The sequence below is a fragment of the Pseudoalteromonas sp. McH1-7 genome, from assembly GCF_013366255.1.
Lineage (GTDB): Bacteria > Pseudomonadota > Gammaproteobacteria > Enterobacterales > Alteromonadaceae > Pseudoalteromonas > Pseudoalteromonas peptidolytica.
This window is the reverse complement of the sequence record NZ_JABWPQ010000032.1, coordinates 1-25546: the sequence shown is the minus strand read 5'-3', so window position 1 is coordinate 25546 and position 25546 is coordinate 1. Positions and strand designations below refer to the sequence as shown.

Genomic DNA, 25546 nt, shown 5'->3' with positions numbered 1-25546 from the left:
ACAGGAGCAAAGCAATGTCACAAAAAATTGTCATAAAAACGTCGGTGAGTAAGCAGCCTTCAAAGCCCTCAGCGGTGACCTATCAATGGCACTGGAAGCGCATTTTTATGGCAACGGTGGCATTTGCTGGCATTGCAACTGCGGGTGTCTACGGTGTCGTCAACAGTGTGAATGCTGACGAAGATGATGGCCAAGTTGTCGCCGCCACGATTGATATCGACAGCGCTGATGATATGGCTGTAGCGTTAGACACGAGTGAGGCTCTACCTAGTGTAGCGCAAGGAACAGCTGACAATGAATCGCCTGTTACAGCTGTGCTTACCACGAATACCGCTTCAGATCTTGCATTGAATGAAGTGGTGCAGCAACCTGTTGGAGAAACAGAAACAGAAACAGAAACAGAAACAGAAACAGAAACAGAAACAGAAACAGAAACAGAAACAGAAACAGAAACAGGGCAGATAAAGCGATTTAACCCAGATGCGCAGGTAGCAAGCGTAGCGCTGGGAGCAAAGATTGATACACAATTTATTAGTCGAGCGGTGTTAACCACGATGGTTGATAATCGCGAGCCGACTAATGTACTCAAAGACATTATCTCCGCAGCGCAAATCAAAGAGAAACTTTACTTTTTCACTGAAGTACATGCTCTCAAGGGGGAGCTTGTATCGCACTTGTGGTTTCATCAAGATGAATTAATGGCTGAAGTTGAACTACCTATTGAAGCGATGCGTTATCGAACCTACTCGAGTAAAAATATTATGCCGAGTCAAACTGGCGACTGGCGAGTTGAAGTAGTAACGAATGCTGGACAGTTATTAGCACAGAAGTCATTTCGCATCGTTGATAATACACAGCAATGATCTGACCCACTCATGCTGAGGCCGTTCATTTGTGCGGCCAAGTTACCAAATATAAGAATATACAGCGACGCTTTGAGTTGCTGTACTAACGCAAAAGGCAAATCATGACAGAACAAGTTTCCGTATTACGTATTGCGACTCGTAAAAGCGCGTTAGCGCTTTGGCAAGCTGAGTTTGTAAAAGCTGAACTTGAAAAACACCATGCAAACTTAAAAGTAGAGCTTGTGCCAATGTCGACGAAAGGCGACAAAATCTTAGATACACCTTTGGCCAAGATCGGCGGTAAAGGGCTTTTTGTAAAAGAGCTGGAGCAGGCAATGTTAGAGGGCAGAGCTGACATTGCTGTGCACTCAATGAAGGACGTGCCTGTTGATTTTCCTGAAGGGCTAGAACTGCACACTATTTGTGAGCGAGAAGACCCAAGGGATGCGTTTGTATCTAATACTTATGCGTCACTGGCAGAGCTACCAAAAGGTGCAATAGTGGGCACTTCTAGTTTACGACGCCAGTGTCAAATTCGAGCGGCACGTCCTGATCTGGTAATTAAGGACTTGAGGGGGAATGTGAACACCCGCCTAGCCAAGTTGGACGCCGGTGAGTTTGATGCCATTATTTTGGCCGCAGCGGGACTTATCCGTTTAGAAATGATTGATAGAATCGCAAGCTATATTGAGCCTGAAGCTTCGTTACCGGCAAATGGTCAAGGCGCGGTGGGCATTGAGTGTCGTAGCAATGATGCACAGACCAAAGCCTTTTTAGCACCACTTGAACATACTGACACGCGCATTCGTGTACTTGCTGAGCGAGCAATGAACCGTCGTTTAGAGGGGGGCTGTCAGGTTCCAATCGGTGCGTACGCTGAAGTTTCGGGTGATCAAGTACACTTACGAGGTCTAGTCGGTGCAATTGATGGTAGTGAAATCTTGCGTGGTGAGTGCCGTGGTACTGTCGCAGAGGCTGAGCAACTTGGCATTCAACTCGCCGAATCGTTACTTGCACAAGGAGCAGACAAGATTTTAGCTGAGGTTTATAAGGACGCTTAAATGAAAGTTGCGCTGACTCGACCTGTTGGAAAATCTGAGCCGTTATCTGAGTTATTGTCACAGCAGCAGATAAGCTCTGTGATTTGCCCTGTACTAAGGTTAAATGAAGTCGCGGTTAGTGACGCGGCTCAGGCGATGATACATGAAGCCGAGTTAGCCATTTTTGTATCACCAGATGCAGTGCGCTATTTTAGCCAATTAGCAGTACCATTAGCGGGGCATTGCGCAGCCTTTGCTGTTGGTGAAGGCACGGCCGATGCTATACAGCAAACTCTTAATATCAAGGCTAAATATCCTAAGCAACCAGACTCTGAAGGGTTGCTTGCACTTCGGCAGCTGTCGTCGGTTGAGGGTAAACGTGTATTGTTGGTTAAAGGCAAAAGTGGGCGTCCCGTTATTGCCCAAACCCTCAAAGCAAGAGGTGCCATCGTTGATAGCTTGGCGGTGTATGAGCGCACAGCGGTAAAGGATACCTCGGATAGCTGGTTAGACCACTGGCGAAGCCAGCAGATTGAAGGTATAGTCATTACCAGTAACAGTGCAGCGGATGCGATTTTTAATACGCAGTCGTCAGCAAGTAAAGATTGGTTGGCTCAGCGTACTTTCTTTGTTGTGAGCCAACGTATTGCTGAGCATGTACAGCAATCCTATAACATTGAACAGTCTCAAATTGTGGTATGTCATGGCCCTGATAATCGTGCCATCGCAGGGAGTATCATCGACTATACCAGGCAGCAAGGGCGCAAAATGACTCAGTCTGAATCGCAAACAAAGCATACAAATACTCAGCAAACACAAAGAGCAGTTGAGCAAACGGTCGCATCACATCAAGCAAAAACAGGAGTGAGTAAGGTTGCGCTCTTGGCGTTACTCGTCGCGCTTGGTAGTGGTACTGGTGCTGGCTATGTTTATCTACAGCAACAACAACAGTTGCAACAAACGTTATTGGCTAATCAAGCAATTAGCGCGGAAAATCAGCTCCTAAGTACACAATTGAATGGCGCTAAATCACAACTTCAGCGGGTAGAAAAAGTGCTCGACTCGCTGCAAGGTGATGTCACAAAGCGATTGGCTGAGCAACAGCAAAATGTGGATACACAGCTTATGCAGACGCTTGCTAAGGCGCAGCAGCAAGTAAGTGGTGCAGTTGCCTCAGAAGCTTTATATTTACAGCGCTTAGCTACGTTTAAGGTTGCAGCAGAACAAGATTACCTTGGTGCTGTTGCTATCCTTGAGCGGTTGTTAGAGAGCTTAGCGTCTGAGTCCAACACCGCAGTGGTGAAACAGGCGATTGCCACCGACATTGCTACCTTGAAAGCTTTGCCCAAACCACAAACAGAGTCGCTCTATTTCGAGCTTCATGGCTTGCTGTCTCAGGTTGACGTGCTAACGATTAAAACCAAACAGATCCCCCAAACGAGTGTGAGTGAAGACGCTGTGTTATCGCAACAGGTTGATGATTGGAAAGCAAACTTACAGCGCTCTTGGCAGAGATTAGTTGATGACTTTATTACCATACGCCATCATGACGAAGTGATCATCGACCCGCTCCTTGATAAGAATGAACAGCTACTTATTCGCGCTCAGCTACGTGCTTATTTGACTCAGGCGCAAACGGCACTAATGGATCAACAAGCAGGCATTTATTTTAGTGCCCTTGATGGTGCAGCCGAAACACTGGCGCGTTATTTTGACACCCAGCACCCCTCGGTGAATGCGATGCAACAGGCGCTGCACAAACTAAGCCGCAGCGAAGTGCAACGCCAAGATTCTGTTGAACTAGCAACGCCTGCGGCTGTGAAGGGGTGGCTCAAATGATGGCAAAAATCATTACTTTCGTACTCATTTTCATTGCCTTAGCTGCGAGCCACCTACTGATTGATGAAAAAGGCTATGTGCTTATCTCCTTCAATCAAACTACGATTGAAGGCAGCATAGTGTCTTTCACTATCTTGTTATTACTCGCTATCACAGCTTTAGTGTTGCTGGGTAAGATAGTGCGTTGGTCGTGGCGTCACCTAATAAATACCAAAGGTCACTTTTCAAGAAAGCGTAAATTAAAAGCGCAGCAAGCTTGGGATGAAAGCTTGTGGCTATTAATTAATGGTGAAGTAGAGCAAGCCGCAACGTTGTTAGCAAAAACGCCGCAGCCAGATGAGCGTCAAGACTATGTTCGCGCCATCGCTGCAAAAGCAGCTTTGAAGCAAGGGGATATTGTTAAAGCCAATACTGAGTTAGAAGCGATATCCGATGATAACCAAGGACAGCTTGCGACGCTGTGGCTTGAAGCCAATAATAGTGAGCAAGCGTTGGCTTTATTAGATGACAAAATGTCAGCGGCGAAGCCAACCGCTGCGGTGCTAAGTGGGTATATTGCAGCATGTGTTGAGGCGCAGCAGTCTGAACAAGCCACGACACAAATTGCAAAGTGGCATAAAAAGCTAAATTGGAGTGATGCACAGTGGCAAACTCTGTTTGAGCGCTTGTTTACAGCCACACCAGAACAAGCTGACACTTTGTTTAATATGCTACCTAAAGCTGTAAAGGCACATGCAGTACCTGCGCTAACCAAAGTTAAGTTACAACAGGGGCGTATTGCAGAAGTCACTGGAGACTTGAAGAAGTTATTGAAGCAGGGTCAATATCATCAATTGGCTGAATATCTGCAATACAATACACAGGCTAACGCAGAGCTTAAATTAGCCTTACAACAACAGTTGAAAAAGCACCCTGATGATAAAGAGCTATTGTTTGCACTTGCGTGCCTTTGTAACGCAGAAGCGGATTATGAACTCGCCGCTAAGATTTTTGACTCATTAAGTGCCCACCCATGGGAAGCGCGCTGGAGTAAACAAGCTCAGCTCGCCTACGAAAAAATACATACCTACGAAAAAGCGTATTTAATCGCAAAATCGTAACAAACAGCCTGCCCAGCGATGTGCAGGCTTTTTTGTATTAAAGTTAGCTATACTCAAGACTGACATTTGTCCTTGCTATCTTAGGTTAGGTGCGTATGATCCCAAAAATTTTAACTGCAAATCGAGCCTCTTATGATCAATAACACACTTCCGCTATTAGATTTACATCGCCACTTAGATGGTAACGTTCGTGCGACAACGATTTTAGAACTTGGCCAGCAGTTTAATATGGAACTCCCTGCTACAGATATTGAAAGCCTGCGCCCCCATGTGCAAGTGTTAGACAATGCCCCCAACCTCATGGCGTTTCTTGAAAAACTAGATTGGGGTGTAAAGGTACTAGGTGACTACGATGCTTGTCGCCGTATTGCGGTGGAAAATGTTGCCGACGCAGTTGCACAAGGTATTGATTACACTGAGTTAAGGTTTAGCCCTTACTACATGGCAAAAACCCATAATCTACACCCGCAGGGCGTGGTTGAAGCCGTAGTCGACGGAGTGCAAAGTGCAGTCAAGGGTCAAGACATTCAGGTTAACCTGATTGGCATTATGTCACGCACATTTGGTGTTGAGAAATGCCAATATGAGCTAGACGCGCTACTTGCCTTTAAGGAGCGGTTAGTTGCGATTGACCTCGCGGGTGACGAGCTGGGCTTCCCTGGCGAGCTGTTTATTGAACATTACAAACAGGTTCGTGATGCTTATCTTGGTGTGACCGTGCATGCTGGCGAAGCTGAGGGCGCGGTAAGTATCTGGCAAGCTATTAAGGAGCTTGGTGCAACACGTATCGGTCACGGAGTTAAAGCAATCCATGACCCTGCTCTGATGGACTATTTACGTGATAATCGTATCGGGATCGAGTCTTGCCTAACCAGTAACATCCAAACAAGCACTGTCGAAAGCTTAACCACGCATCCGTTAAAAGCATTTTTAGATCATGGCGTGTTGGCAACCATCAATACTGACGATCCTGCGGTTCAAGGTATTGAGCTAGATAACGAGTATAGCCATGCAGCTGCGGCGGCAGGTCTAGACTTGAGTGATATCCATAAAGCGCAGCGCAATGCAGTTGAGATTGCTTTTTTAAGTGAGGCCGATAAAAAAGCCTTACTTGCAAAGAAAGCCTAAATTGAACTAGCTGTGTGGGATTATCCCGCACAGCTAAGATAACTTTCTTTGAGTGCCGCAACCACTTGGCTACGCGTCACAATTCCTATGACTTTACCTTCGTTTATGACAGGATAAACCTTAGGGCTATTTTGCTGCATTCGCTGTGCTAGGTCGACAACGGTTGTTGCAGCTTCAACACTCAGGGCAGGCGTTGCCAGTAAATCTCCTACCTGCACTTTACCATCGCAAAAGTAGCTGGAATTAAGCAAAGGCTTGAGCATTTGCTGTTCTGATACAAATCCAACCAGATGACGCTGTGTATCTACCACAGGAGCACCAATTAAATGATGCTTTTGCAGCAAAGTAATGGCATCAGTAAGTTCAGTGTCAGCGGTTAGTGTTGGAAAATCGGGTGACATAATGTCACGAACATAGAGTTTACTCATCATACTTCTCGCGGTCTTTGTGTGTACGAAGAGAATAGCGGGCGAGTGACTTTTGGTAAAATGGATTGTTTTGATTGGTTTGTTCTGTTTTTTCAATGTGTGACTGACGACCAGTCACACATTGAATAAATTGCTATTAAATAACTTAGTTCTGGTTACTTAATAAACGCGAAGGCATCTGCGTACATAAACTCACGCTCTGCGCCATGGTTGATAAAATCATCACGCACGATGCCAATCATGTCAAAGCGCCCAGCCATATAGATGCTGTATGGCTCTAACGAAACAATATCTTTCATCACAGCTTGATGTACATAGCCGCGATGGCCTTGCCAAGCATCGCTGGCATTTTCTACTACAGGAATAAATTGAAAGTGTTTGTTGGATGATGCCCAAGCTTCCATTTCTGCTTTTGCATAAAGTGCTGACTCTTCTTTTACGCCCCAGTAAAACAGTACGGGTTGGTCGTATCCCGTTTCAGCCAGATAGTCAGCCATTGATTTTACGTAAGAAAATCCTGTGCCGCCCGCCAGTAATACTACTGGGCGGTTTTGATCCGTGCGTAACTGCGAGATGCCAAGACCCACCTCTAACTGTACGGTTTGCTTGGTATCAAATGCCTGACGTAGGTGCTCTAAAGATTGCATGGCATAAGAGTCTGCACCAGAGGCACCGATATGTAATTCCAGTTGATCTTGAGTCGATGGGCTACTGGCGATAGAAAAAGCGCGCTTGTCTTTTTCTCCAAGTACGACTTGCAGATAATGACCGGCTTCAAACTTGACTGTCTCTTCAGGTTTTAAAATAACTTTGTGAACAAATTCTGTAAGAGGTGTAATAGAAACAACCTCTGCTGCTAATACTTGCATACCTTACCTTTATTAAGCACGTGGCTAAAGTCTGTGCACTCTAGCATAGCTAAGTGAACAATGTTAGATGATATATGTCATTTGATGTCTATCCCGAGACTGTCCCAGATTTCATCAACACGTTGTTTTATCGTAGGATCCATCACAATAGGCTCCCCCCACTCGCGGTCAGTTTCTCCTGGCCACTTGTTTGTGGCATCCATGCCCATTTTGGAACCAAGTCCTGACACAGGCGAAGCAAAATCTAGGTAGTCAATAGGTGTGCTTTCAACTAGGGTGGTGTCTCTTGCAGGATCCATGCGGGTGGTAATAGCCCAGATCACATCATTCCAATCTCTTGCATTGACGTCATCATCACAAACAATCACAAACTTGGTGTACATAAACTGACGTAGGAAAGACCATACTCCCATCATGACGCGTTTAGCATGCCCCGGATACTGCTTTTTCATGGTGACGACCGCCATACGGTACGAGCAGCCTTCTGGTGGAAGATAAAAATCGACGATTTCTGGAAACTGCTTTTGTAGGATGGGAACAAATACCTCATTAAGGGCAACACCAAGAATCGCTGGTTCATCAGGTGGACGGCCAGTATACGTACTGTGGTAAATTGGATCTTTACGATGGGTAATATGAGTGACCGTCATCACAGGGAAGTCATCTACTTCATTATAGTAACCGGTGTGGTCGCCATACGGACCTTCTGGCGCGAGCTCGCCCGGTTGAATATATCCTTCTAAGACGATTTCGGCACTTGCTGGAACTTGAAGTTCGTTCGAGATAGATTTGACGACCTGAGTTTTGCTACCACGCAGCAACCCTGCGAATGCGTATTCACTCAGAGTATCCGGCACCGGCGTAACGGCGCCTAAAATAGTTGCTGGATCGGCGCCCAGTGCAACTGAGACCGGGTATGGTTCGCCCGGGTGCTCTTTACACCACTCTTGAAAGTCTAGTGCGCCACCTCGATGTGAGAGCCAGCGCATGATTATTTTATTTTTACCGAGTAGTTGCTGACGGTAAATTCCTAAGTTTTGGCGCTTTTTATAAGGGCCTCTGGTAACCGTTAAGCCCCAAGTAATCAAAGGTGCAGCATCACCGGGCCAACAGTGCTGGATAGGTAGCTTGGTTAAATCAACTTCATCACCACTAAGTACAACCTCCTGACATGGGGCTTTTTTTACCTCTTTGGCGGGCATATTTAACACTTGTTTAAATACCGGTATTTGACCCAGAGCTTCTTTAATCCCTTTGGGTGGCTCAGGCTCTTTTAAAAACGCGAGCAGTTTGCCAACCTCTCTTAGCTCGTTGACATCATTTTGCCCCATACCCATAGCAACACGTTTCGGGGTACCAAAAAGATTGGCTAAAACGGGAATATCGAAGCCGATAGGGTTTTCAAATAAAATGGCGGGGCCGCCGGCACGAAGCGTTCGGTCGGCAATCTCAGTCATTTCTAGTTTAGTAGAAATAGGTTGGGTGACGCGAACAAGTTCCCCTTGCTTTTCAAGCTGTTTTATAAAATCACGTAAGTCTTGGTATTTCATTGGCGCACTATGAGTTAAGTTTGGTTTAGTATATCAACTAAGTATATTTTTCCTAGCTGTACGAGTTGGAAGCGTAAATGGTTTAGCAAGCAAATTGACATTATTGCGAATTAGACCATATTTTCAGAATGCACCGTCTTGTCAGTTGGTTTGGTCAGGTGTATAAATTGTTATCTAAAGACGAGTGTGTTGAGTTTTTTTTCATGAAAAAAACAAAAGTCTACATGGCCTGAGGTTTGGATAAGGAATACGCTAAAACTGGCTGCTAAAAAAGCATCATTTATCCAAAGTATAGGATACTTAATGCCAAAGTTAACGCAGTCTGCGTTGGGTTTACTCCCTTACATGGAGCGAATTTTAAGCGCAGTTGGTGTAAGATGTCGCTCACATGCCCTTTGCTCTATAGCTGCTGCAGTTAGATAAATCGATATCCTAAGGGGTCAGAGTTTGAAGTTGTTGTCGAAAATGCTTGGATGTCTGCTGTCGCTTGTTTGCTTGGGCGCAGGTGCAACTGAGCTGCCATATTATACTTTTTCCAACCATAGTGCTGTGATGCTAATCATTGACCCTGCCACAGGTAAAATTGTAGATGCCAATAAATCAGCAGCAGCGTTTTATGGTTATAGTGAGGCAACGTTAGAGCGTAAAGCTATTCAAGACATCAACTTATTTACTGCCGAACAAGTTGCTAATGAGCGTCAAGCCGCATTAAATGAGGGGCGTAATTACTTTATCTTTCAGCATCAAGTCGCCGATGGCAGCATAAAAACGGTGAGCGTGCATTCCACACCTTTTGAAGACTTAAATGGCAACCCCAAGTTACTGTCAATCATTCAAGACATGAGCGAGCAGCGCAAATTACAACAAGACCTATGGCACTATCAAGCTAACCTTGAGCAACAAGTCCTGTTGCAGACGGAGAAGATCAAGCAAGCCAATATGGTACAAGTGGTGCTGCTAACAGCCGTAATTGCGGTTTTGATCCTCTCTATGGCGGTGTTGATGGCAGTATTGGTGAGGCTTAAGCGTTCTAATCAGCGCTCACAAGCGCAAGGGGCAAAGCTTAGTGCTATCTTCGATAGCATTAACGCCTACTTGGTTTTTACTGATGAAACCCATCACATAGAGGCCGTGAATGGCGCGGTACTAAAAGAGTTGGGAGAGTTTGATAGTTTAAAATCCCAATCTATCTATACCTTATTTGACGTGCTGGATTCAGAGCGCCTATTAGAAGAAGGCACGATAGAGTGTAAGTTAGATGAGCGCTTTGACTATTTAAACGTAAGGGTATTGTGTGCACCTGTTGTGAGTGAAAATCAGGCTAGGCTCGGGTTTATCTACGTTATACAAGATATTACCCTAGAGCTTGAGAATGAACGTGAGCAACGCTTAGCCAGCACAGTATTTGCCACAACATCAGAAGGTGTGCTGGTATCCGACAAACACAATCATATTCAGATGGTAAATCGTGCCTTTACTGAGATCACCGGCTACAGCGTAGACGAAGTTATCGGCCAGACACCGGCATTATTAAATTCAGGCAGGCATGATGATAGATTTTTCAACGGATTGTATGAAGACTTAATTCATAAAGGTCATTGGGAAGGGGAAATTTGGAACAAGCGTAAAAACGGCGAAATTTATCCAAGTTGGCTACAAGTGTCTTCTGTATTTAACGAAGCGCGAGAAATTGATATGTATGTTGCGCTTTTCAGTGATATTACGTCTAGAAAGCGCAATGAGCAGCTAATGTGGCAGCAGGCTAACTTTGATAGTTTGACGGGGCTGGCCAATCGTCATCATTTTCATGTGAAGTTTGACCTAGCGCTAAAGCGCGCTGCGCAATTAGACGAACGGATTGCGATTTGCTTTATCGATCTCGATCGATTCAAAGCAGTTAATGATACCCTTGGTCATCATATCGGTGATTTATTGCTAAAAGAAGCAGCAAGTCGTATCCATGAGTGCGTCCGCAGTTCTGACACGGTAGCGCGTCTCGGTGGCGATGAGTTTGCATTGCTACTGCAAGATGTCAGCTCAATTAGTGACTTGGAGCATATCGCGACAAAAATATTGCGGGCATTGGCAAACCCATTCCATTTGGAGGGACATGAGGCCTATGTGTCCGGCAGTATGGGGATCACTTTGTACCCTGATGACGGGGCTGATCGTAAAGTGCTATTGCGCAATGCCGACAGTGCGATGTATAAAGCAAAAGATCATGGTCGTGACTGCTTCCAATTTTATACCTCGGCTATGCACCAACATGCAAAGGCAAGAAGTGTGCTGGAAAGCGCCTTACACAAAGCGCTGTCAAACAGAGAGTTATCATTAGTATACCAACCGATTTTCGCCCAACTAGGCAGCGCAGAAGTAGTGGGCTGCGAGGTATTACTGAGGTGGAAAAGTGAATTATTAGGACATGTTTCTCCTGAGCAGTTTATTCCGGTATGCGAGGAATTAGGACTTATTTTACCCATCGGTGAATGGGTGCTTTATCATGCTTGTTCACAGGCTAAAGCATGGCAAGACAATTATGGCAATCCTCTTTTTATTGCGGTTAATGTGTCCAGCATTCAATTTAAACGTCAAGATATGGTTGAGCTTGTCAAAAAAGTATTGAGAGACACAAAACTGGAAGCAAAGTATCTGACATTAGAAATTACCGAATCGGTGTTAGTTGATAATTCAGATAAAATATTGGCACAGTTAAAGGCGCTGCGAGCGTTGGGAGTTGAGCTGGCCATTGACGACTTTGGAACGGGGTACTCCTCTTTGAGCTATTTAAAGCGATTCCCCTTATCTAAGTTGAAGATAGATAGAACTTTTATCCGCGATCTGCCTGAAGACGAAGAGGACAAAGCGTTAGTTAGTGCTATTATTTTGATGGCACATAAACTCAATCTGAAAGTCATCGCTGAAGGGGTCGAAACTCCAGCTCAGTGCATGTTCTTAAAAGGGTTGCTATGTGATATGACACAAGGATATTTTCACTCTAAGCCGTTAAACCAGTCGGACTTTGAAGAAAATATACTGACAACTGCCTATCATAAGCAAAACCACAACTAGTTATTCGTAGTCTGGCAGTGATGGGTTTTACACAGCGTATCTAACGCAGCTTTGGCCTTGTGATTTCCTTGCTTTGCGGAAAGCTGTAACCAATGGATTGCCGCTGGAATGTCTTTAACACCTCCTTCACCATCACGTAGCATAGTTGCGTAGTTATATTGTCCCCATGGATTGCCAGATTTAGCTGTATCGGCAAACCCCTGTCTTGCGGCTTCAAATTCTTCTCGATGATAAGCTCGAATCGCATCTTGGTTTTGTGCCGAAATGTTTGGCCCATGGTAAAGCGGTTTAGGCTTTTTAAATCTTGGCCTGACTACGCCGCCTAAAACATGAATACCAACAGGGCGATAGACTGACATTATCGTTTCATTATCTAGTAAATCCAGTAATTTACTTTTTTCTAGAGTCTGCTTTTGTGGTTTAAAGTAGCGGTCTGTCATTAGCATACTGACACGAATATCACGGGTAATATTGCGCATGGTACGGTAGGTAAATGCACCTGCTTTTACTTCTATATGGTCATCGGATAATGCGGTAACTTGCAGCACTTGGAAAGCTGGTTCATAAAGGTGCTTAGACCGTTTTGCAGTATCAAAGATAATAATATCATCCACCTCAGGTGCGTTTAATAAAGAACGATAACTAGAGATTTCCTGTTGCTGTCGGTGGTAAAAGTAAAGGCAAACAGTTAAAGCGATAAACACGGTGACAACCAGCTTATTGCGACTGATAAAGTCGAAGAGTGTGTCATAAACCGAAAATAATAAGTTTTTGATTTCCATATACTAATTATAATTGCATCAAAAGGTGTTGTTAAAATAGACAATAGATGAGAAAGGAACAAGCCTACTTGTCCCTTATAAGTGTAAAAATTTATTTCCCCGCCATCTTGGTTTTGGCATCTGCCGCCATCAAAGCAAAAACGGCGTAAGTCGCAGTATTCTGTTTCAACTTGGCTGGATCGACCTTATCAAGTGTGTCGTCTGCGGTATGATGGTAATCAAAATAATCTGTGCCATCTTGATGCAGTGCAAAAATAGGCGCCGAGGTGCTATTTTTTAGCGGGATAAGATCAGGCCCACCATGTGCGCTATTTTTACCTATGTATTTCACACCTAAAGGTGCTAGCTGCGCTGCGATTTCTCGTACCACTGGTAATGACGCTGCATTCACATTGGACTCAAACGCATACACCACATCCGCCCCAAAGTCGGACTCAGCTGCTGCAACAATGTTATCTAGGTCTGCTTTATGTTTTTTAAAGTATGCTTTTGCACCCCAAAGGCCTAGCTCTTCAGCGGCAAATAACACGACACGAATACTACGTTTTGGACGCTTAACATCGGCAATATGCTTGGCAGCAGCCATGGTAAGCGCAACACCTGCACCATCATCCAAAGCGCCAGTGCCCAAATCCCAAGAATCCAAGTGACCACCGATCAGCACATATTGTGCAGGAAATTCAGTCCCGGTAAACTCACCAATGACGTTGTAACTAGTACCTTGTCCCAGATCTTCAGTTTGAATATTCAGTGATACCTTCACGTCGTGACCGGCATTAATAAGTCGTGCTAATTGATCTGCATCTGGATTGGCAACAGCCGTTGCAGGGATCTTGGTTACCCCAGTCTTATAGTGGCTACCTCCGGTGTGAGCAAAGCGATGGTGGCTAGTACTTACGGAACGCATCATATACGCAATGGCACCTTTTTTTGCAGCTTCAACAGCACCACTATTACGGGCTCTGACAGCAGGGCCGTAACCGTTGCCATCTATATCGCGGTTCATACGGTAGTTAATGAAGGCTATTTTCCCATTTAGGCTGCCAGCGGGTGCTGCAATGAGTTCATCTAATGTTTCAAACAGTACCACCTCAGCGCTTAACCCCTCAGTTGGCGTGCTAATGCTATTTCCCAGTGCTGTAAGGTGTAGTGGTTGCTCACTTGGTAGAAGAATTTTTGCTGACTCATGGTAGCGACGCCACTCTGGGAAAGTGGCTTCTTCGACCCAAACCTTGTCAAAGCCTAGTTGCTCCAAATGTTTCTTTGCCCAGGCAACTGCTTTTTTATCGTTTTCAGTACCTGGTAATCTTGGTCCAACTTCCGTAGTCAGCGACGTTAACAGTTGCCAGCTCAGATTGCTTTGACTTGCCGCTTCTCTAACTTGCTTAACCTGCGCCAGTTGCTGTTCGCTGAACTCTTGGGCTTGAAGTGCCGAGCTTAAGCTCATCGTCAAGACAGCTACCAGTAGTGATCTAAACTTCATGATGATCCTTGATAAAATGAAATGTGCGCAAGAATTAAAGCATATATTGGCGTATAAATCCGATTATTACGGTGATGAAATTGGCAGCAATGGCAATAAGCGATTAGAGAATCTATGTAATTGGTATAAAATGCTAGATTAAGATAGCGAATAGGAAAGCACAGTGTCGATAACCTCTTTTTCTCAACTTCCTTTAAACCCAGCCTTAGCAAAACGCCTTATCGATCTTAACTATGTCATACCAACGGCCGTGCAATCTGCTAGCTTACAGCCGGTGCTTGAAGGGCAAGACTTGGTTGTTAAAGGGAAGACGGGTTCAGGTAAAACGTTGGTTTTTGCATTAGCTATATTAAATAAGCTACAGCTACAGACCAGTGATGTGCAAGCACTCGTTCTGTGCCCAACCAGAGAGCTGGCCGATCAGGTAGCACAAGAGATTAAAAGTGTGGCAGCAATGATCGGTAACGTGAAAGTACAAACGCTATGTGGTGGGGTGTCTATTGAACCACAAATGAGGTCACTGCAGCATGGTGCTCATATTATCGTTGGTACGCCTGGTCGAGTGGAAGAGCATGTACTGAACGGCTCACTCATACTGACAGAAGTGCAGACCCTAGTGTTTGATGAAGCTGACCAAATGCTGGATATGGGCTTTACTGAAACGTTAGAAAGCATAGCAATGTACCTGCCGCAAATGCGACAAACTCTGATGTTTAGTGCAACTTATCCAGATAAAATCATGAAGTTGGCGACGCAATATATGCGCTCGCCGGAGCTGGTTGAAGCACAAGAAGAACAGGTGCATCACAGTATTAAGCAAACCTTCTATCGATTAGATAATAATAAAATGCGCTTTAACGCCCTGAGAGTTTTATTGATGCAGCACCAACCTCAGAGCTGTATTGTGTTTTGTAATACTAAAGCTGAGACTAAGCGATTATTTGAAGAACTGCGTCAGACCGGGCTCGCATGTGTTGAATTACATGGAGACTTAGACCAAGGAGAACGAGAGTGGTCTTTGCTTACCTTTGCAAATAAAAGTGCCAATATACTGGTGGCAACGGATGTAGCAGCCAGAGGGCTAGATGTAGATGAAGTTGAACTGGTCATTAATTATCATTTGGCACTAGAACCTCAAACACATGTGCACCGAGTGGGGCGCACAGGTCGAGGAGAGCATAAAGGCGTCGCACTGTCACTGTATGGTGAAAAAGAGACGTTTAAAGTGGATCAGCTTATTGAGCTCTATGGTCAGGCACTAAAGCATGGCACTTTACCGAGTCATTCACTGTTAGAAAAATCAGCTTATAAATCTAATATGGTTACCTTAATGATTGAGGGGGGCAAGCAGCAGAAACTGAGAAAAGCAGATATTGTTGGTTGTTTAACTGGTGAAGACGGCATAAGCTTTAAGCAAATAGGTAAAATTAATATATATGACGTTCAGGCATTTGTCGCGGTAAAACGTGAAGCTGCAAAGCCTGCACTGCGCAAGCTTAATAACAGTAAGATCAAGAATAAGCGTTATAAGGCACTACGTGCTTAGGGCGTGCTTAAGTATTTCGTATTCATTCATTAAGCATTTAAACGTTTCCTCATCACCTGACTTATCTGGGTGGTGAGCAAATGCTAACTTTCTCCATGTTCTACTTAGTTGTTTACGGTCATAATCTTTTGGTAATTGCCACTTGATGATGATGCCTGCCAGTTCATGACTAGAGACTGCGTATGGCTGCCCAGCATTTGTAGATGCAAATTTGCGCCAGAAGCTATCTAGGAGTTGACTCACCTCTTCACTGCTTGTTTCATAGTGCTGCCAATCTAAATAGTAGCTCCTGAGAGGGTCATGTTGTGCGAGTTGATGGCTATCGCAAAGTGGTGAGAGGTGAATATTCAGCGCTTCAATATGCAAGTACTGGCCGTCCTTAATAAGCTCTTGCTGCAATTGATACAGTGCATTCATAATTAGGAAGTTTCGTTTAAACAAGTCTTTACTATCATCTTTATCCAAGCGAGGAAGTACCTGTTGTGATAACAGTTCTGCTGCAATGGTATGGACTTTCCAAGACCTCTTTTGACAAATTAGTCTAAAAATAACATCTGTAAGCGGATTGAACATTGTCGCCTCATGAGTCTTGGTGTATCTTCACACTACCACGCAGAGTAAATGATAAGCAATGGAGAGCAGCAATGAATTTATTGGGGCAGATTACGTCTTGGTCTGCGATCGCCTATTTCGTTTGTTTCTCCGCTACATTCAATGCACAAGCAACTTTAAATAATGCCAGCCTATCTGAGCGAATTATTGAAATGAAGCGCAGTGCAGATTGGCAACACATGCAAATATTAGGTATGGAGTTGCTTCGTGAGCCGACTTTAAATGGTGCGGCCAAAATAGACGTACTTTTAAGCTTAAGTAAAGCTGCTTATGATAGCAATCAATTTAAAGACGCTCTAAATTACTTATCTCAATTGGAACTTGCTACTAGAACAAAAGTACTGAGTGACAATCACTTCAAAGCGGTTAAGCTACAAGGTATCAGTAATTTTTACCTCGGCCATTACCAACAAGCTATTGATTTTTATACTCGTGCTTTGGCATTAGCAGAGCAAAGAGATATGCCAATAGAAACTGCTAACTTACACAGTAACCTTGGCTTAGCTTATTTCAAAAACTTTTCACTAGACTTGGCATTGCAGCACTATTTGAAAGCGGATGAGCTGTATCAAGAATTTGGAAGTGCACAAGATCATGCTGATATTTTGCTAAATATATCAGGTGTCTATATTCGCCAAGCTGCTTATGAAAAAGCTGAAAGCATGCTACTTACAGCACTTCAAGCCTTTAACCAATTAAACGATGAATATGGTGCAGCATTGGCTCATGCTGATTTGGGCGTGTTGTATACCGAAACTAAGCGGCCTGAAATGGCTCAAGCCTCCTATCTAGCAGCGATTGATTACTATGAGGCCAAGAATGATGTCAGACATTTATCCTATGAGTATGTCAATCTTGCATTGCTAAGTTATTCACTAGGGCAGCTGGAAGAGGGTGAAAAGAACGCCAATTTTGCGCTTTATTATGCGGAAAAAGCAAAAAATCCAGCAAACCTAATGGAAGCACAGTTTGTATTGGCGAAGATATTGTTTGCTCAAGGTAAGTTGGAAGATGCTTTCACGAATGCCGAGCAGAGTTTGATAGCAAGTCGAACCATGCATGAACAAGAAAAAGAACGCACAGCATTGCGACTACTCGCGTTAATTGAAGCTGCTAGAGGTAATATCGATAAGGCAAGAAACTATGACTCGCAAAATATAGAAGCACAAAAGCGTTTGATGAATGAAGATGTGCTCAAACGCTTAAATGACTATCGGGCTAAATATGAAGCCAGTGAACTGAGTCGTGAAGTCGAAGTGCTAAAACAAGAGCAAAGGCTACAACGACTTAAAGAAGAGCAGCGCAGTCAGTTGCTATTACTCGGTGGTATTATTGCTGTACTTACTCTGCTCACTGCTTTTGCACTATATCGTCGTAAAGTAGAACAAAAAGCAAAGTTGGAACTCAGTCAAAAAGTGGCGCTTAGGACGTCAGAGCTGCAACAAAAGGCAGATGAGCTTAGAGCTGCGAACCAAGTTAAAAGCCAGTTTTTAGCTAATATGAGTCATGAGATTAGAACGCCACTGACTACAGTGCTGGGTCACGCTGAAGACTTACTTGCAGAGCAGGATCTCGGTACTCAGGTGCAAGCATCCGTGCAAACTATCTACAATCAAGGCCTCCACTTAAGAGATTTAGTCAATGATATTTTAGATCTAAGCCGTATCGAGGCTGAACGGTTGGCGCTTGAGGCGACTGAATTTTCAGTCTCAAGCTTAGTGGCTGATTTATGTGATATGTTTCAACAGAACATCCACAGTAAGCAACTGGAGTTTATTGTCTGCGATCAAGTGAGAAGTAAGGCTTATGTCAGGCTGGATTATATTCGAGTAAAACAGATATTAATAAATCTGTTGAGCAATGCACTGAAATTTACAGAGCAAGGTCGCATAGAGTTTAGCGTTTCGGAAGTGCCGCATGGATTGCAGTTTAAGGTTGTAGATACTGGGATAGGCATGAGTGAGCAGCAAATAGCGCGAATTTTTGAGAGCTTTCAGCAAGCAGACAATAGTATAACTAGACGTTTTGGTGGTTCTGGCCTCGGATTGAGTTTATCTAGCCAGCTGGCCAACATGATGAATGGTGAAATCACAGTGCAAAGTGCACTAGAGCTTGGCAGTACCTTCTCATTCTTTGTCCCCTGTACTGTTTATCTTAACTCGACAGTCACTGATATTCAGCAGCCACAACAGGCACAACCTCTACTGTCAGGGAACGTGTTGGTAGTTGAAGATCATGCAGAAAATCGACAGTTATTTTCACGTATGATTGAGCGTACAGGTGCTACGGTGACGGTAGCAGAAAATGGCGCGAGGGCGGTTGAGCAGTGCTTAAGCGACTTTCCAGATCTTGTGCTAATGGATATTCAGATGCCGAGGATGGATGGGGTGGAAGCGTTAAATATTATTCGTTCAGCGGGATACTCAGGGCCCATTTATGCGCTAACGGCAAATGTGCTCACAGAGGAAGTAAAGTCATATATTGATTCGGGCTTTAACGGCCATATTGGCAAACCAATTAATAAAAACGAGCTATTAAGCATACTTAATATTCATCTAAGTAGCGATCATGCGAGCAGTACACAGCAATCGATTAATATTGATCTCACCGATCTGCGCGATAGCTTTGCCAGTACTTTTGAACAAGAGCGGTATTTATTGATTGATGCTTGGCAAAATAAAGACTTTGTTGCGCTGCAAGCGAGTTGCCATAAGTTAGCGGGAGCCGCTTCTATGTTCGAATTCCCAGAATTGGCAAGCATTGCAATTGAGTTTGAAAAGGCACTTAAGCACCAAAGTGAATCACAGTATCAATCCCTATTCTTGGCGCTGTGTGATCAGCTCAAGTCTCAAGAATCGTTAGCGTCTTAAAATAACTCAATGTCGCCAGAGTCATCTTCTGGTGTATCCTTGTTATGCTTGTCGCCAACTGTGGTGAGTCGAGAGGTATCTTTTCTTAGGTCAAGCTCGGGGGTAAAGTCAGAGATTTTAAAAATTGACAACTTTTCATGGATGCTTTGTGACAGAGCAATAAGATCTTGATTAGAAACTGCTTGTATCTTTGTGCTGGATAGTGCATCTGAGTTGAGTAACACAACGGACTCTATACTTTCTTGTGCGGCATCTGATGCTTGTTTTTGTTCACCTACTTGCTGATGAATATCGTGAGACATCTCATTGATAAACAACATCGCATTTTCGATTTCATCCACCTCTTTTGTCGAAGCTTCGCTGAGCTTGACGGTGTTGTCTGTCTCTTTGAGTGCGGCCTGCATTAAAGCATAGACAGAATCTGTCCCGGATTGGATTTTACTAATAACTTGGCTAACCTCCCTTGTAGAGTGGCTGGTTCTTGCTGCAAGATTTCTAACTTCATCAGCTACTACGGCAAAGCCTCGGCCAAGCTCGCCTGCCCGAGCAGCCTCTATTGCAGCGTTTAGGGCTAGCAGGTTTGTCTGCTCAGCAATACCATTTATGACTTCAAGAACAGAGCTTATTTCATTACTATCAGTTTTGAGGATCTCAATTTGTTCACTGGTTTTTTTTATATTTTCAGCGAGGATAAGCAAGCTATCTTGGCTTTTGTCTGTATCTACTCGGGTTTTCTTCACCGCTATAGTGGCATTTTCAACAGACGTATAAATTTGCTCTAAACTGGTATCTAAACGTGCCGATATCTCCAGCATGGACTGAATCGAAGTGGCTAAATATTCACCGTGCGTATGCTGTAAGGTGGCTTTTTGTGTCATCGACGCATACGTGTCTCGTAAACTATCTGCCATCGGGTGCAGTCGAGCTGAAGATGCGTAAACCTCACTGATAATGTGCTCAATTACAGCAAAGCAGTCATTCATTAACAAGCAGGACTTGGGCGTTTTTTGGCTTTTTTCATCAAATCGATAAGTTAAGTCAACGCAGTTGTCATGCATGAAATTGCTGACAAGGTGATCCATATGCTGCTCAGCCGAGGCAATGTTTTTGAGTAACTGAAGCTGGACAAAAGCACTGCACAGCAGCGCAGAAAATATCACCATAATTTGCATGATTGTAGAGGTGAGCAGTGTCATTGCCAGGCTGACAGAAACGAGATTAAACGCTGTTATAGCTGCAATAGTACGACCAAGCTTCATGTTTGTCCCTAGATAATACCAATTTGCTTAATTAAGTGGTTTGTTCTAAATGAGAAATTTTTAACGCTGTTAGCGTCAGATTTACTCCTTCAAATTGAGCAAGTATTAAGTCAAATTGGTATAGTCACGCCGATAAATTTTTATAGCATGTGGTAGGTATAGAACAAAAACAGGAAGTTGGCGAACCAGAAACGTAAAAAGCCAGCATAAGCTGGCTTTTCAAAAACAAGACTACGAGTCTACTTACTTACGACGCATTGAGTCAAAAAACTCATCGTTTGTTTTGCTCATGGAAAGTTTATCAATAAGGAATTCCATGGCATCGATCTCGCTCATTTCATGCACAATCTTACGCAAGATCCACATTTTTTGAAGCTCATCAGTTTTCGTCAGCAACTCTTCACGACGAGTACCAGAGCGGTTGAAGTCGATAGCTGGGAATACGCGCTTTTCCGCAATCTTACGGTTTAAGTGTAGTTCCATGTTACCTGTACCTTTAAACTCTTCGTAGATAACTTCATCCATCTTAGAGCCGGTATCGATAAGCGCTGTTGCGATGATGGTTAAGCTACCGCCTTCCTCAACATTACGCGCAGCACCAAAGAAACGCTTAGGTTTGTGTAGAGCATTGGCATCAACACCACCAGTTAATACTTTACCTGATGAAGGGATAACAGTGTTGTACGCGCGGGCAAGACGTGTAATTGAATCAAGTAGAATGATGACATCCTTCTTATGTTCAACTAAGCGTTTTGCTTTTTCGATTACCATTTCTGCTACTTGAACGTGACGGTTAGCAGGCTCATCGAAGGTAGAGGCAATAACTTCACCTTGAACAAGACGCTGCATCTCAGTAACTTCTTCTGGACGCTCATCAATGAGCAGTACCATCAATGTCGCATCAGGATTGTTGTATGTGATTGACTGTGCAATGTTTTGTAGCAACATTGTCTTACCCGCTTTCGGTGGAGCAACGATAAGTGCGCGCTGGCCTTTACCGATTGGAGACGCAAGGTCTAGTACTCGAGCGGTAATGTCTTCTGTACTACCATTACCTCTTTCCATCACCATACGCTCGTTGGCATGGATAGGGGTTAGGTTTTCGAACAGGATCTTAGTACGAGAGTTTTCAGGCTTATCGAAGTTAACTTCATTAACTTTCAATAATGCAAAATATCTTTCGCCATCTTTTGGTGGTCTGATTAAACCACTGATGGTGTCACCGGTACGCAGGCTGAAACGTCTAATCTGGCTTGGAGAAACATAAATATCATCAGGGCCAGCTAGGTAAGATGCTTCTGAAGAACGTAAAAAGCCGAAGCCATCTTGTAAAATTTCTAAAACACCGCCGCCGTATATATTTTCGCCGCTTTTCGCGTGCGCTTTCAAAATAGCAAAGATAATATCTTGTTTTCTTAAACGAGCTACGTTTTCAAGTCCCATGGACTCAGCAAGTTTTACAAGTTCATTGATTGACTTGTCTTTTAATTCGCGTAAATGCATATTGGTGGGTTCTTTATTACAGTTGTCATTCTCGTTAGTTTTACGAGAGAGGTTGATTTGATAAAGCTTAAAGGTTTGTGGCTTTATAAGTTAGCAGCTAGGCGTCGGGTCGTCCAGTGTTTATACAAATTTTATTCTATTTAAAATGATACAGATCAGGCCGACAACTGCGGCAGTTACGCCGCAGAATGTCTAACAACCTGAATTATAGGTTGTTTTCTAGGAACTCAATAAGTTGAGTCTTAGATAGAGCACCAACTTTAGTTGCAGCCACCGCACCATCTTTGAATAGTAATAACGTTGGAATACCACGAATACCAAACTTAGGTGGAGTCGTACCGTTTTGATCGATGTTTAGTTTACCAATCGCTACACGGTCGCCATGTGACTCTGCAACTTCATCAAGGATAGGCGCAATCATCTTACAAGGACCACACCATTCAGCCCAGAAATCTACCAGTACAGGTTTATCAGATTTGATTACGTCAGCCTCAAAGCTGTCATCAGTTAGTTGGATAATTTTGTCGCTCATTACGCTCTCCGTTAGAATTAGGCGAAATATTTAATGCGTATTTAAACACTCTTGTTTCTTATTGCAAGTTTAAACGTTATGCTTTATTGCTATGACTAAGACACATTTGACCAATAAAAAATTCAATGACTTTGCTTTAGCACCGGAAGTGGTCGCCGGTTTGCAGGAAAATGGCTTCGAATTTTGTACGCCAATCCAAGCAAAGTGTATACCTTACATCTGTGAAGGCCGCGATATAGCAGGCCAAGCACAAACTGGTACGGGCAAAACCCTTGCGTTTTTGACCGCGACCTGTCATCGCTTATTGCAGACCAAGAAGGATAAAAAAACGCAACCTCGTGCAATTATTATGGCACCAACACGAGAGTTGGCTATTCAAATACACAAGGACGCGCAAGTCATTGCGCCACGTTGTAATCTTAAACTCGCCCTTGTATATGGTGGCGAAGATTATGAAAAACAACGGGGGCAATTGGAAAAAGGCGCGGATATATTAATTGGAACAACAGGGCGTTTGATCGATTTTTATAAGCAAGGTGCTTATAACCTCAATGATATCGAAGTGGTTGTGCTCGATGAAGCAGACCGAATGTTTGATTTGGGCTTTATTAAAGACATTCGTTATTTGTTCAATCGCATGCCAGGTCGTGAAGAGCGATTAAACCTACTATTTTCAGCAACCCTGTCATATCGAGTGCAAGAGTTGGCATTCGAGCACATGACAAATCCCATCCATGTACAAATTGAACCGGATGTCAAAACGGGTAAACGTATTCAAGAAGAGTTATTCCATCCTTCAACTGAGGACAAAATACCTTTACTACTTACGCTGATTGAGGAAGAGTGGCCAGAGAAAGCGATTATTTTTGCTAATACTAAACACAGCTGCGAAAACGTATATGAATGGCTAAAAGCAGATGGTCATCGAGTGGGCTTGTTGACCGGTGATGTAAATCAAAAGAAACGTCAGTCAATCCTTGCGCAATTTACACGTGGTGATGTTGATCTTTTAGTTGCAACGGATGTTGCTGCTCGTGGATTACATATTCCAGAGGTTAGTCATGTTTTCAATTTTGACTTGCCAGATGATAGAGAAGACTATGTACACCGTATCGGTCGGACGGGTCGAGCAGGTGCATCTGGTCATGCTATCAGCTTCGCCTGTGAGCAGTATGCGTACAACTTACATGAGATAGAAGAATACATAGAGCATGCAATTCCTGTGTCTCATTATGACAAAACAGCACTATTGAGCGATTTACGAGCTCCGCAAGTAAATAAACGCCGCCACTCAGGGCACGGCAACAATGGTAATAAACAACGTGGTGGTCGCCGAAATGGTGGCTATAGAAAGCCACAAGCCAAGTAAACTTGGACGGTAAAGTAGTAAGCGCTTAAAGCGATTTATTGAGGTTTTAAAAGTGGCAAAGACTGCTTCGAAGGAAGATATTTACGCTGTAATAGACTTAGGCTCTAACAGCTTTCATATGTTGATAGCAAAGCATATGGCGGGCGGTATCCATACGATCGGTCGTGTGAAAAGGAAAGTACGGCTGGCATCAGGGCTGAATGACCAAAATGAATTATCGTTGGAAGCAATGCAAAGAGGGTGGGAATGTCTAGCCCTATTTGCAGAGCGTTTACAGGACATCCCAACAAAAAATGTGAGTATTGTCGCGACAGCGACGCTGCGTTTAGCTGTTAACGCTAATGTTTTTATCGAAAAAGCACAGCAGATCCTTAACCATCAGGTAAATGTGATAAGCGGTGAAGCAGAAGCTAAAACTATTTATAAAGGTGTAGCTCACACTTCAGCATGCCAAGGGAAGCAGTTGGTGATTGATATCGGTGGTGCGAGCACTGAAGTTGTCATTGGCAAAGGCTTCAATGCTTTACTTTATAAAAGCTTGAATATGGGGTGTGTGACATACCTTGATAGATACTTCAGTGACGGCTTATTAAGTATAGAAAACTTTGATGCAGCAGAGCGAGCTGCAAAGCAGGTAATACAACCAATTCAAGCAGAGTATAAGCAACTAGGTTGGGAGCTGGCTATCGGCGCCTCTGGTACTGTTCAAGCGATCCAAGAGATTTTCGCTGCTATGGGCGAAAATGAACAGTTGACTCTCAGTAAACTTGAAGAAGTAAAGCTCAAAGCGATTACATGTAAAACCGTTGCGGCGCTTAGCTTGCCAGGGTTAATCGAAGAGCGTCGCTTGGTCTTTGTCTCGGGCCTGGCAATTTTGATTGCACTATTCAAATCATTGGATATTCAATCAATGGGCCTTGCCGGTGGGGCGCTTCGTGAAGGAGTGCTTTATAGTATGATCCCTGACTTTCAGGCTGTTGATATCTGCCAACGTACATTAGATGGTTTTACTCAACGTTATCATGTTGACACCGAGCAGGCGCAGCGCGTTTACGAAGTGGTATCTGAGATCATTGCTCAAGTATCGTCGAGCTGGAAGCTCGATGAGCAAGCTTGCCTTCATTTAGCAAAGGCTATCGCATTCCTTCACGAAATAGGCTTGTTGATTGACTATAAACAGTATCATAGACATAGCGGTTATATTTTGGCCAATACCTCAATGCCTGGATACAGTAAAGCGCAAAAGGATATTATTGTGGCTATAGTCAAAAATCATAGAGCCGATCTGGTTGCTAAAGATTTTGAGCAGCTAAGTTGTCATCTTGAGTATACTAAGCTGCTATGTGTCATAGTGCGCTTGGGGGTTCTACTCTCTATGCGCAGAAAAGATGATGTGCTACCCAAGGTGACAGTGCAAGCCAGTAGTAAAGAGAAAAAGTCTTTGGTTATGCAAATGCCTGATCCATGGTTATCCCTTCACCCCTTGATGCTAGCAGAGCTTGTCCAAGAAGCAGCTTACCTATCCCAATTTGGCTGGGAATTAAAAATAGAGCGCGTTTAGCGCTCTTTTTGTATGTGAAACATACAAAAACAACAGTGATAGAGTGATTTTTGTGCGAACAACGTATTTTTTGCAATTTTCTTCAAAAAAAGGGTTGCACTTAAATCGGATCTCCCTATAATGCGCATCCACCGACACGGGGAGCGGCGCTGAAAAGCAAC

19 protein-coding genes are annotated in these 25546 nt (G+C 43.8%); 10 read left to right on the top strand and 9 right to left on the bottom strand.

Going from position 1 to position 25546, the window contains the following annotated elements:
- Positions 1–14: 14 nt before the first annotated feature.
- The 5 genes from HUZ36_RS19120 to add all read left to right on the top strand — a co-directional run bounded on the left by HUZ36_RS19120 (position 15) and on the right by add (position 5952).
- Positions 15–863: a DUF2914 domain-containing protein gene (locus HUZ36_RS19120; RefSeq protein WP_176033716.1), complete on the top strand. Its 849-nt coding sequence runs from the start codon at positions 15–17 to the stop codon at positions 861–863.
- 104 nt (positions 864–967) lie between these two features.
- The gene (gene hemC / locus HUZ36_RS19115; RefSeq protein ID WP_128731202.1) at positions 968–1906 is read left to right on the top strand and encodes a hydroxymethylbilane synthase; all 939 of its coding nucleotides are present in this window, start codon (positions 968–970) and stop codon (positions 1904–1906) included.
- Complete coding sequence (locus tag HUZ36_RS19110) at positions 1907–3724, top strand: uroporphyrinogen-III C-methyltransferase (RefSeq protein ID WP_176033715.1); 1818 nt, start codon at positions 1907–1909, stop codon at positions 3722–3724.
- On the top strand, positions 3721–4824 hold the full coding sequence (locus tag HUZ36_RS19105; RefSeq protein WP_147389215.1) for a heme biosynthesis HemY N-terminal domain-containing protein: 1104 nt from the start codon (positions 3721–3723) through the stop codon (positions 4822–4824). Before HUZ36_RS19110 ends, HUZ36_RS19105 begins: the two co-directional genes overlap by 4 nt.
- 132 nt (positions 4825–4956) lie before the next feature.
- A complete protein-coding gene (gene add, locus HUZ36_RS19100) occupies positions 4957–5952 on the top strand; it encodes an adenosine deaminase (RefSeq protein ID WP_176033714.1) in 996 nt (331 codons plus the stop codon).
- A gap of 20 nt (positions 5953–5972) precedes the next feature.
- Here the strand turns inward: add and HUZ36_RS19095 are convergent, their stop codons facing one another.
- The 3 genes from HUZ36_RS19095 to ubiD all read right to left on the bottom strand — a co-directional run bounded on the left by HUZ36_RS19095 (position 5973) and on the right by ubiD (position 8799).
- The gene (locus tag HUZ36_RS19095) at positions 5973–6383 is read right to left on the bottom strand and encodes a CBS domain-containing protein (protein ID WP_404824210.1); all 411 of its coding nucleotides are present in this window, start codon (positions 6381–6383) and stop codon (positions 5973–5975) included.
- A gap of 152 nt (positions 6384–6535) precedes the next feature.
- Positions 6536–7249, bottom strand: a complete 714-nt coding sequence (fre, locus tag HUZ36_RS19090; protein ID WP_147389213.1) for an NAD(P)H-flavin reductase — start codon at positions 7247–7249, stop codon at positions 6536–6538.
- Positions 7250–7326: 77 nt separating this feature from the next.
- On the bottom strand, positions 7327–8799 hold the full coding sequence (gene ubiD / locus HUZ36_RS19085) for a 4-hydroxy-3-polyprenylbenzoate decarboxylase (RefSeq protein WP_125253627.1): 1473 nt from the start codon (positions 8797–8799) through the stop codon (positions 7327–7329).
- A gap of 456 nt (positions 8800–9255) precedes the next feature.
- Here ubiD and HUZ36_RS19080 point away from each other — a divergent pair, with 456 nt between their 5' ends.
- The gene (locus tag HUZ36_RS19080; protein ID WP_176033743.1) at positions 9256–11868 is read left to right on the top strand and encodes a sensor domain-containing protein; all 2613 of its coding nucleotides are present in this window, start codon (positions 9256–9258) and stop codon (positions 11866–11868) included.
- On the opposite strand, the gene HUZ36_RS19075 is transcribed toward HUZ36_RS19080, so the two are convergent.
- Positions 11865–12650, bottom strand: coding sequence for a tetratricopeptide repeat protein (locus tag HUZ36_RS19075; RefSeq protein ID WP_176033713.1), 786 nt, complete (start codon positions 12648–12650; stop codon positions 11865–11867). The two genes, HUZ36_RS19080 and HUZ36_RS19075, sit on opposite strands and share 4 nt — an antisense overlap.
- A 91-nt stretch (positions 12651–12741) precedes the next feature.
- A complete protein-coding gene (locus tag HUZ36_RS19070) occupies positions 12742–14133 on the bottom strand; it encodes a M20/M25/M40 family metallo-hydrolase (RefSeq protein WP_176033712.1) in 1392 nt (463 codons plus the stop codon).
- Positions 14134–14296: 163 nt separating this feature from the next.
- On the opposite strand from HUZ36_RS19070, the gene dbpA reads away from it, so the two are divergent.
- Complete coding sequence (gene dbpA / locus HUZ36_RS19065; protein WP_176033711.1) at positions 14297–15679, top strand: ATP-dependent RNA helicase DbpA; 1383 nt, start codon at positions 14297–14299, stop codon at positions 15677–15679.
- On the opposite strand, the gene HUZ36_RS19060 is transcribed toward dbpA, so the two are convergent.
- Entirely contained in the window at positions 15668–16252 is a 585-nt protein-coding gene (locus tag HUZ36_RS19060) for a DNA-J related domain-containing protein (RefSeq protein ID WP_176033710.1), read from the bottom strand. The two genes, dbpA and HUZ36_RS19060, sit on opposite strands and share 12 nt — an antisense overlap.
- Positions 16253–16323: 71 nt before the next feature.
- Here HUZ36_RS19060 and HUZ36_RS19055 point away from each other — a divergent pair, with 71 nt between their 5' ends.
- Positions 16324–19161: a response regulator gene (locus tag HUZ36_RS19055; RefSeq protein WP_176033709.1), complete on the top strand. Its 2838-nt coding sequence runs from the start codon at positions 16324–16326 to the stop codon at positions 19159–19161.
- Here the strand turns inward: HUZ36_RS19055 and HUZ36_RS19050 are convergent.
- The 3 genes from HUZ36_RS19050 to trxA all read right to left on the bottom strand — a co-directional run bounded on the left by HUZ36_RS19050 (position 19158) and on the right by trxA (position 22455).
- Complete coding sequence (locus HUZ36_RS19050) at positions 19158–20420, bottom strand: methyl-accepting chemotaxis protein (RefSeq protein ID WP_128731211.1); 1263 nt, start codon at positions 20418–20420, stop codon at positions 19158–19160. The two genes, HUZ36_RS19055 and HUZ36_RS19050, sit on opposite strands and share 4 nt — an antisense overlap.
- Before the next feature lie 243 nt (positions 20421–20663).
- Complete coding sequence (gene rho / locus HUZ36_RS19045) at positions 20664–21923, bottom strand: transcription termination factor Rho (protein WP_010604247.1); 1260 nt, start codon at positions 21921–21923, stop codon at positions 20664–20666.
- 205 nt (positions 21924–22128) lie between these two features.
- Complete coding sequence (trxA, locus tag HUZ36_RS19040) at positions 22129–22455, bottom strand: thioredoxin TrxA (protein ID WP_125253634.1); 327 nt, start codon at positions 22453–22455, stop codon at positions 22129–22131.
- 91 nt (positions 22456–22546) lie between these two features.
- Between trxA and rhlB the strand changes: the two genes are divergently transcribed.
- Both rhlB and gppA read left to right on the top strand, forming a co-directional pair.
- The gene (gene rhlB / locus HUZ36_RS19035) at positions 22547–23824 is read left to right on the top strand and encodes an ATP-dependent RNA helicase RhlB (RefSeq protein ID WP_176033708.1); all 1278 of its coding nucleotides are present in this window, start codon (positions 22547–22549) and stop codon (positions 23822–23824) included.
- A gap of 52 nt (positions 23825–23876) precedes the next feature.
- Complete coding sequence (gppA, locus tag HUZ36_RS19030) at positions 23877–25385, top strand: guanosine-5'-triphosphate,3'-diphosphate diphosphatase (RefSeq protein WP_147391396.1); 1509 nt, start codon at positions 23877–23879, stop codon at positions 25383–25385.
- Positions 25386–25546: the final 161 nt, after the last annotated feature.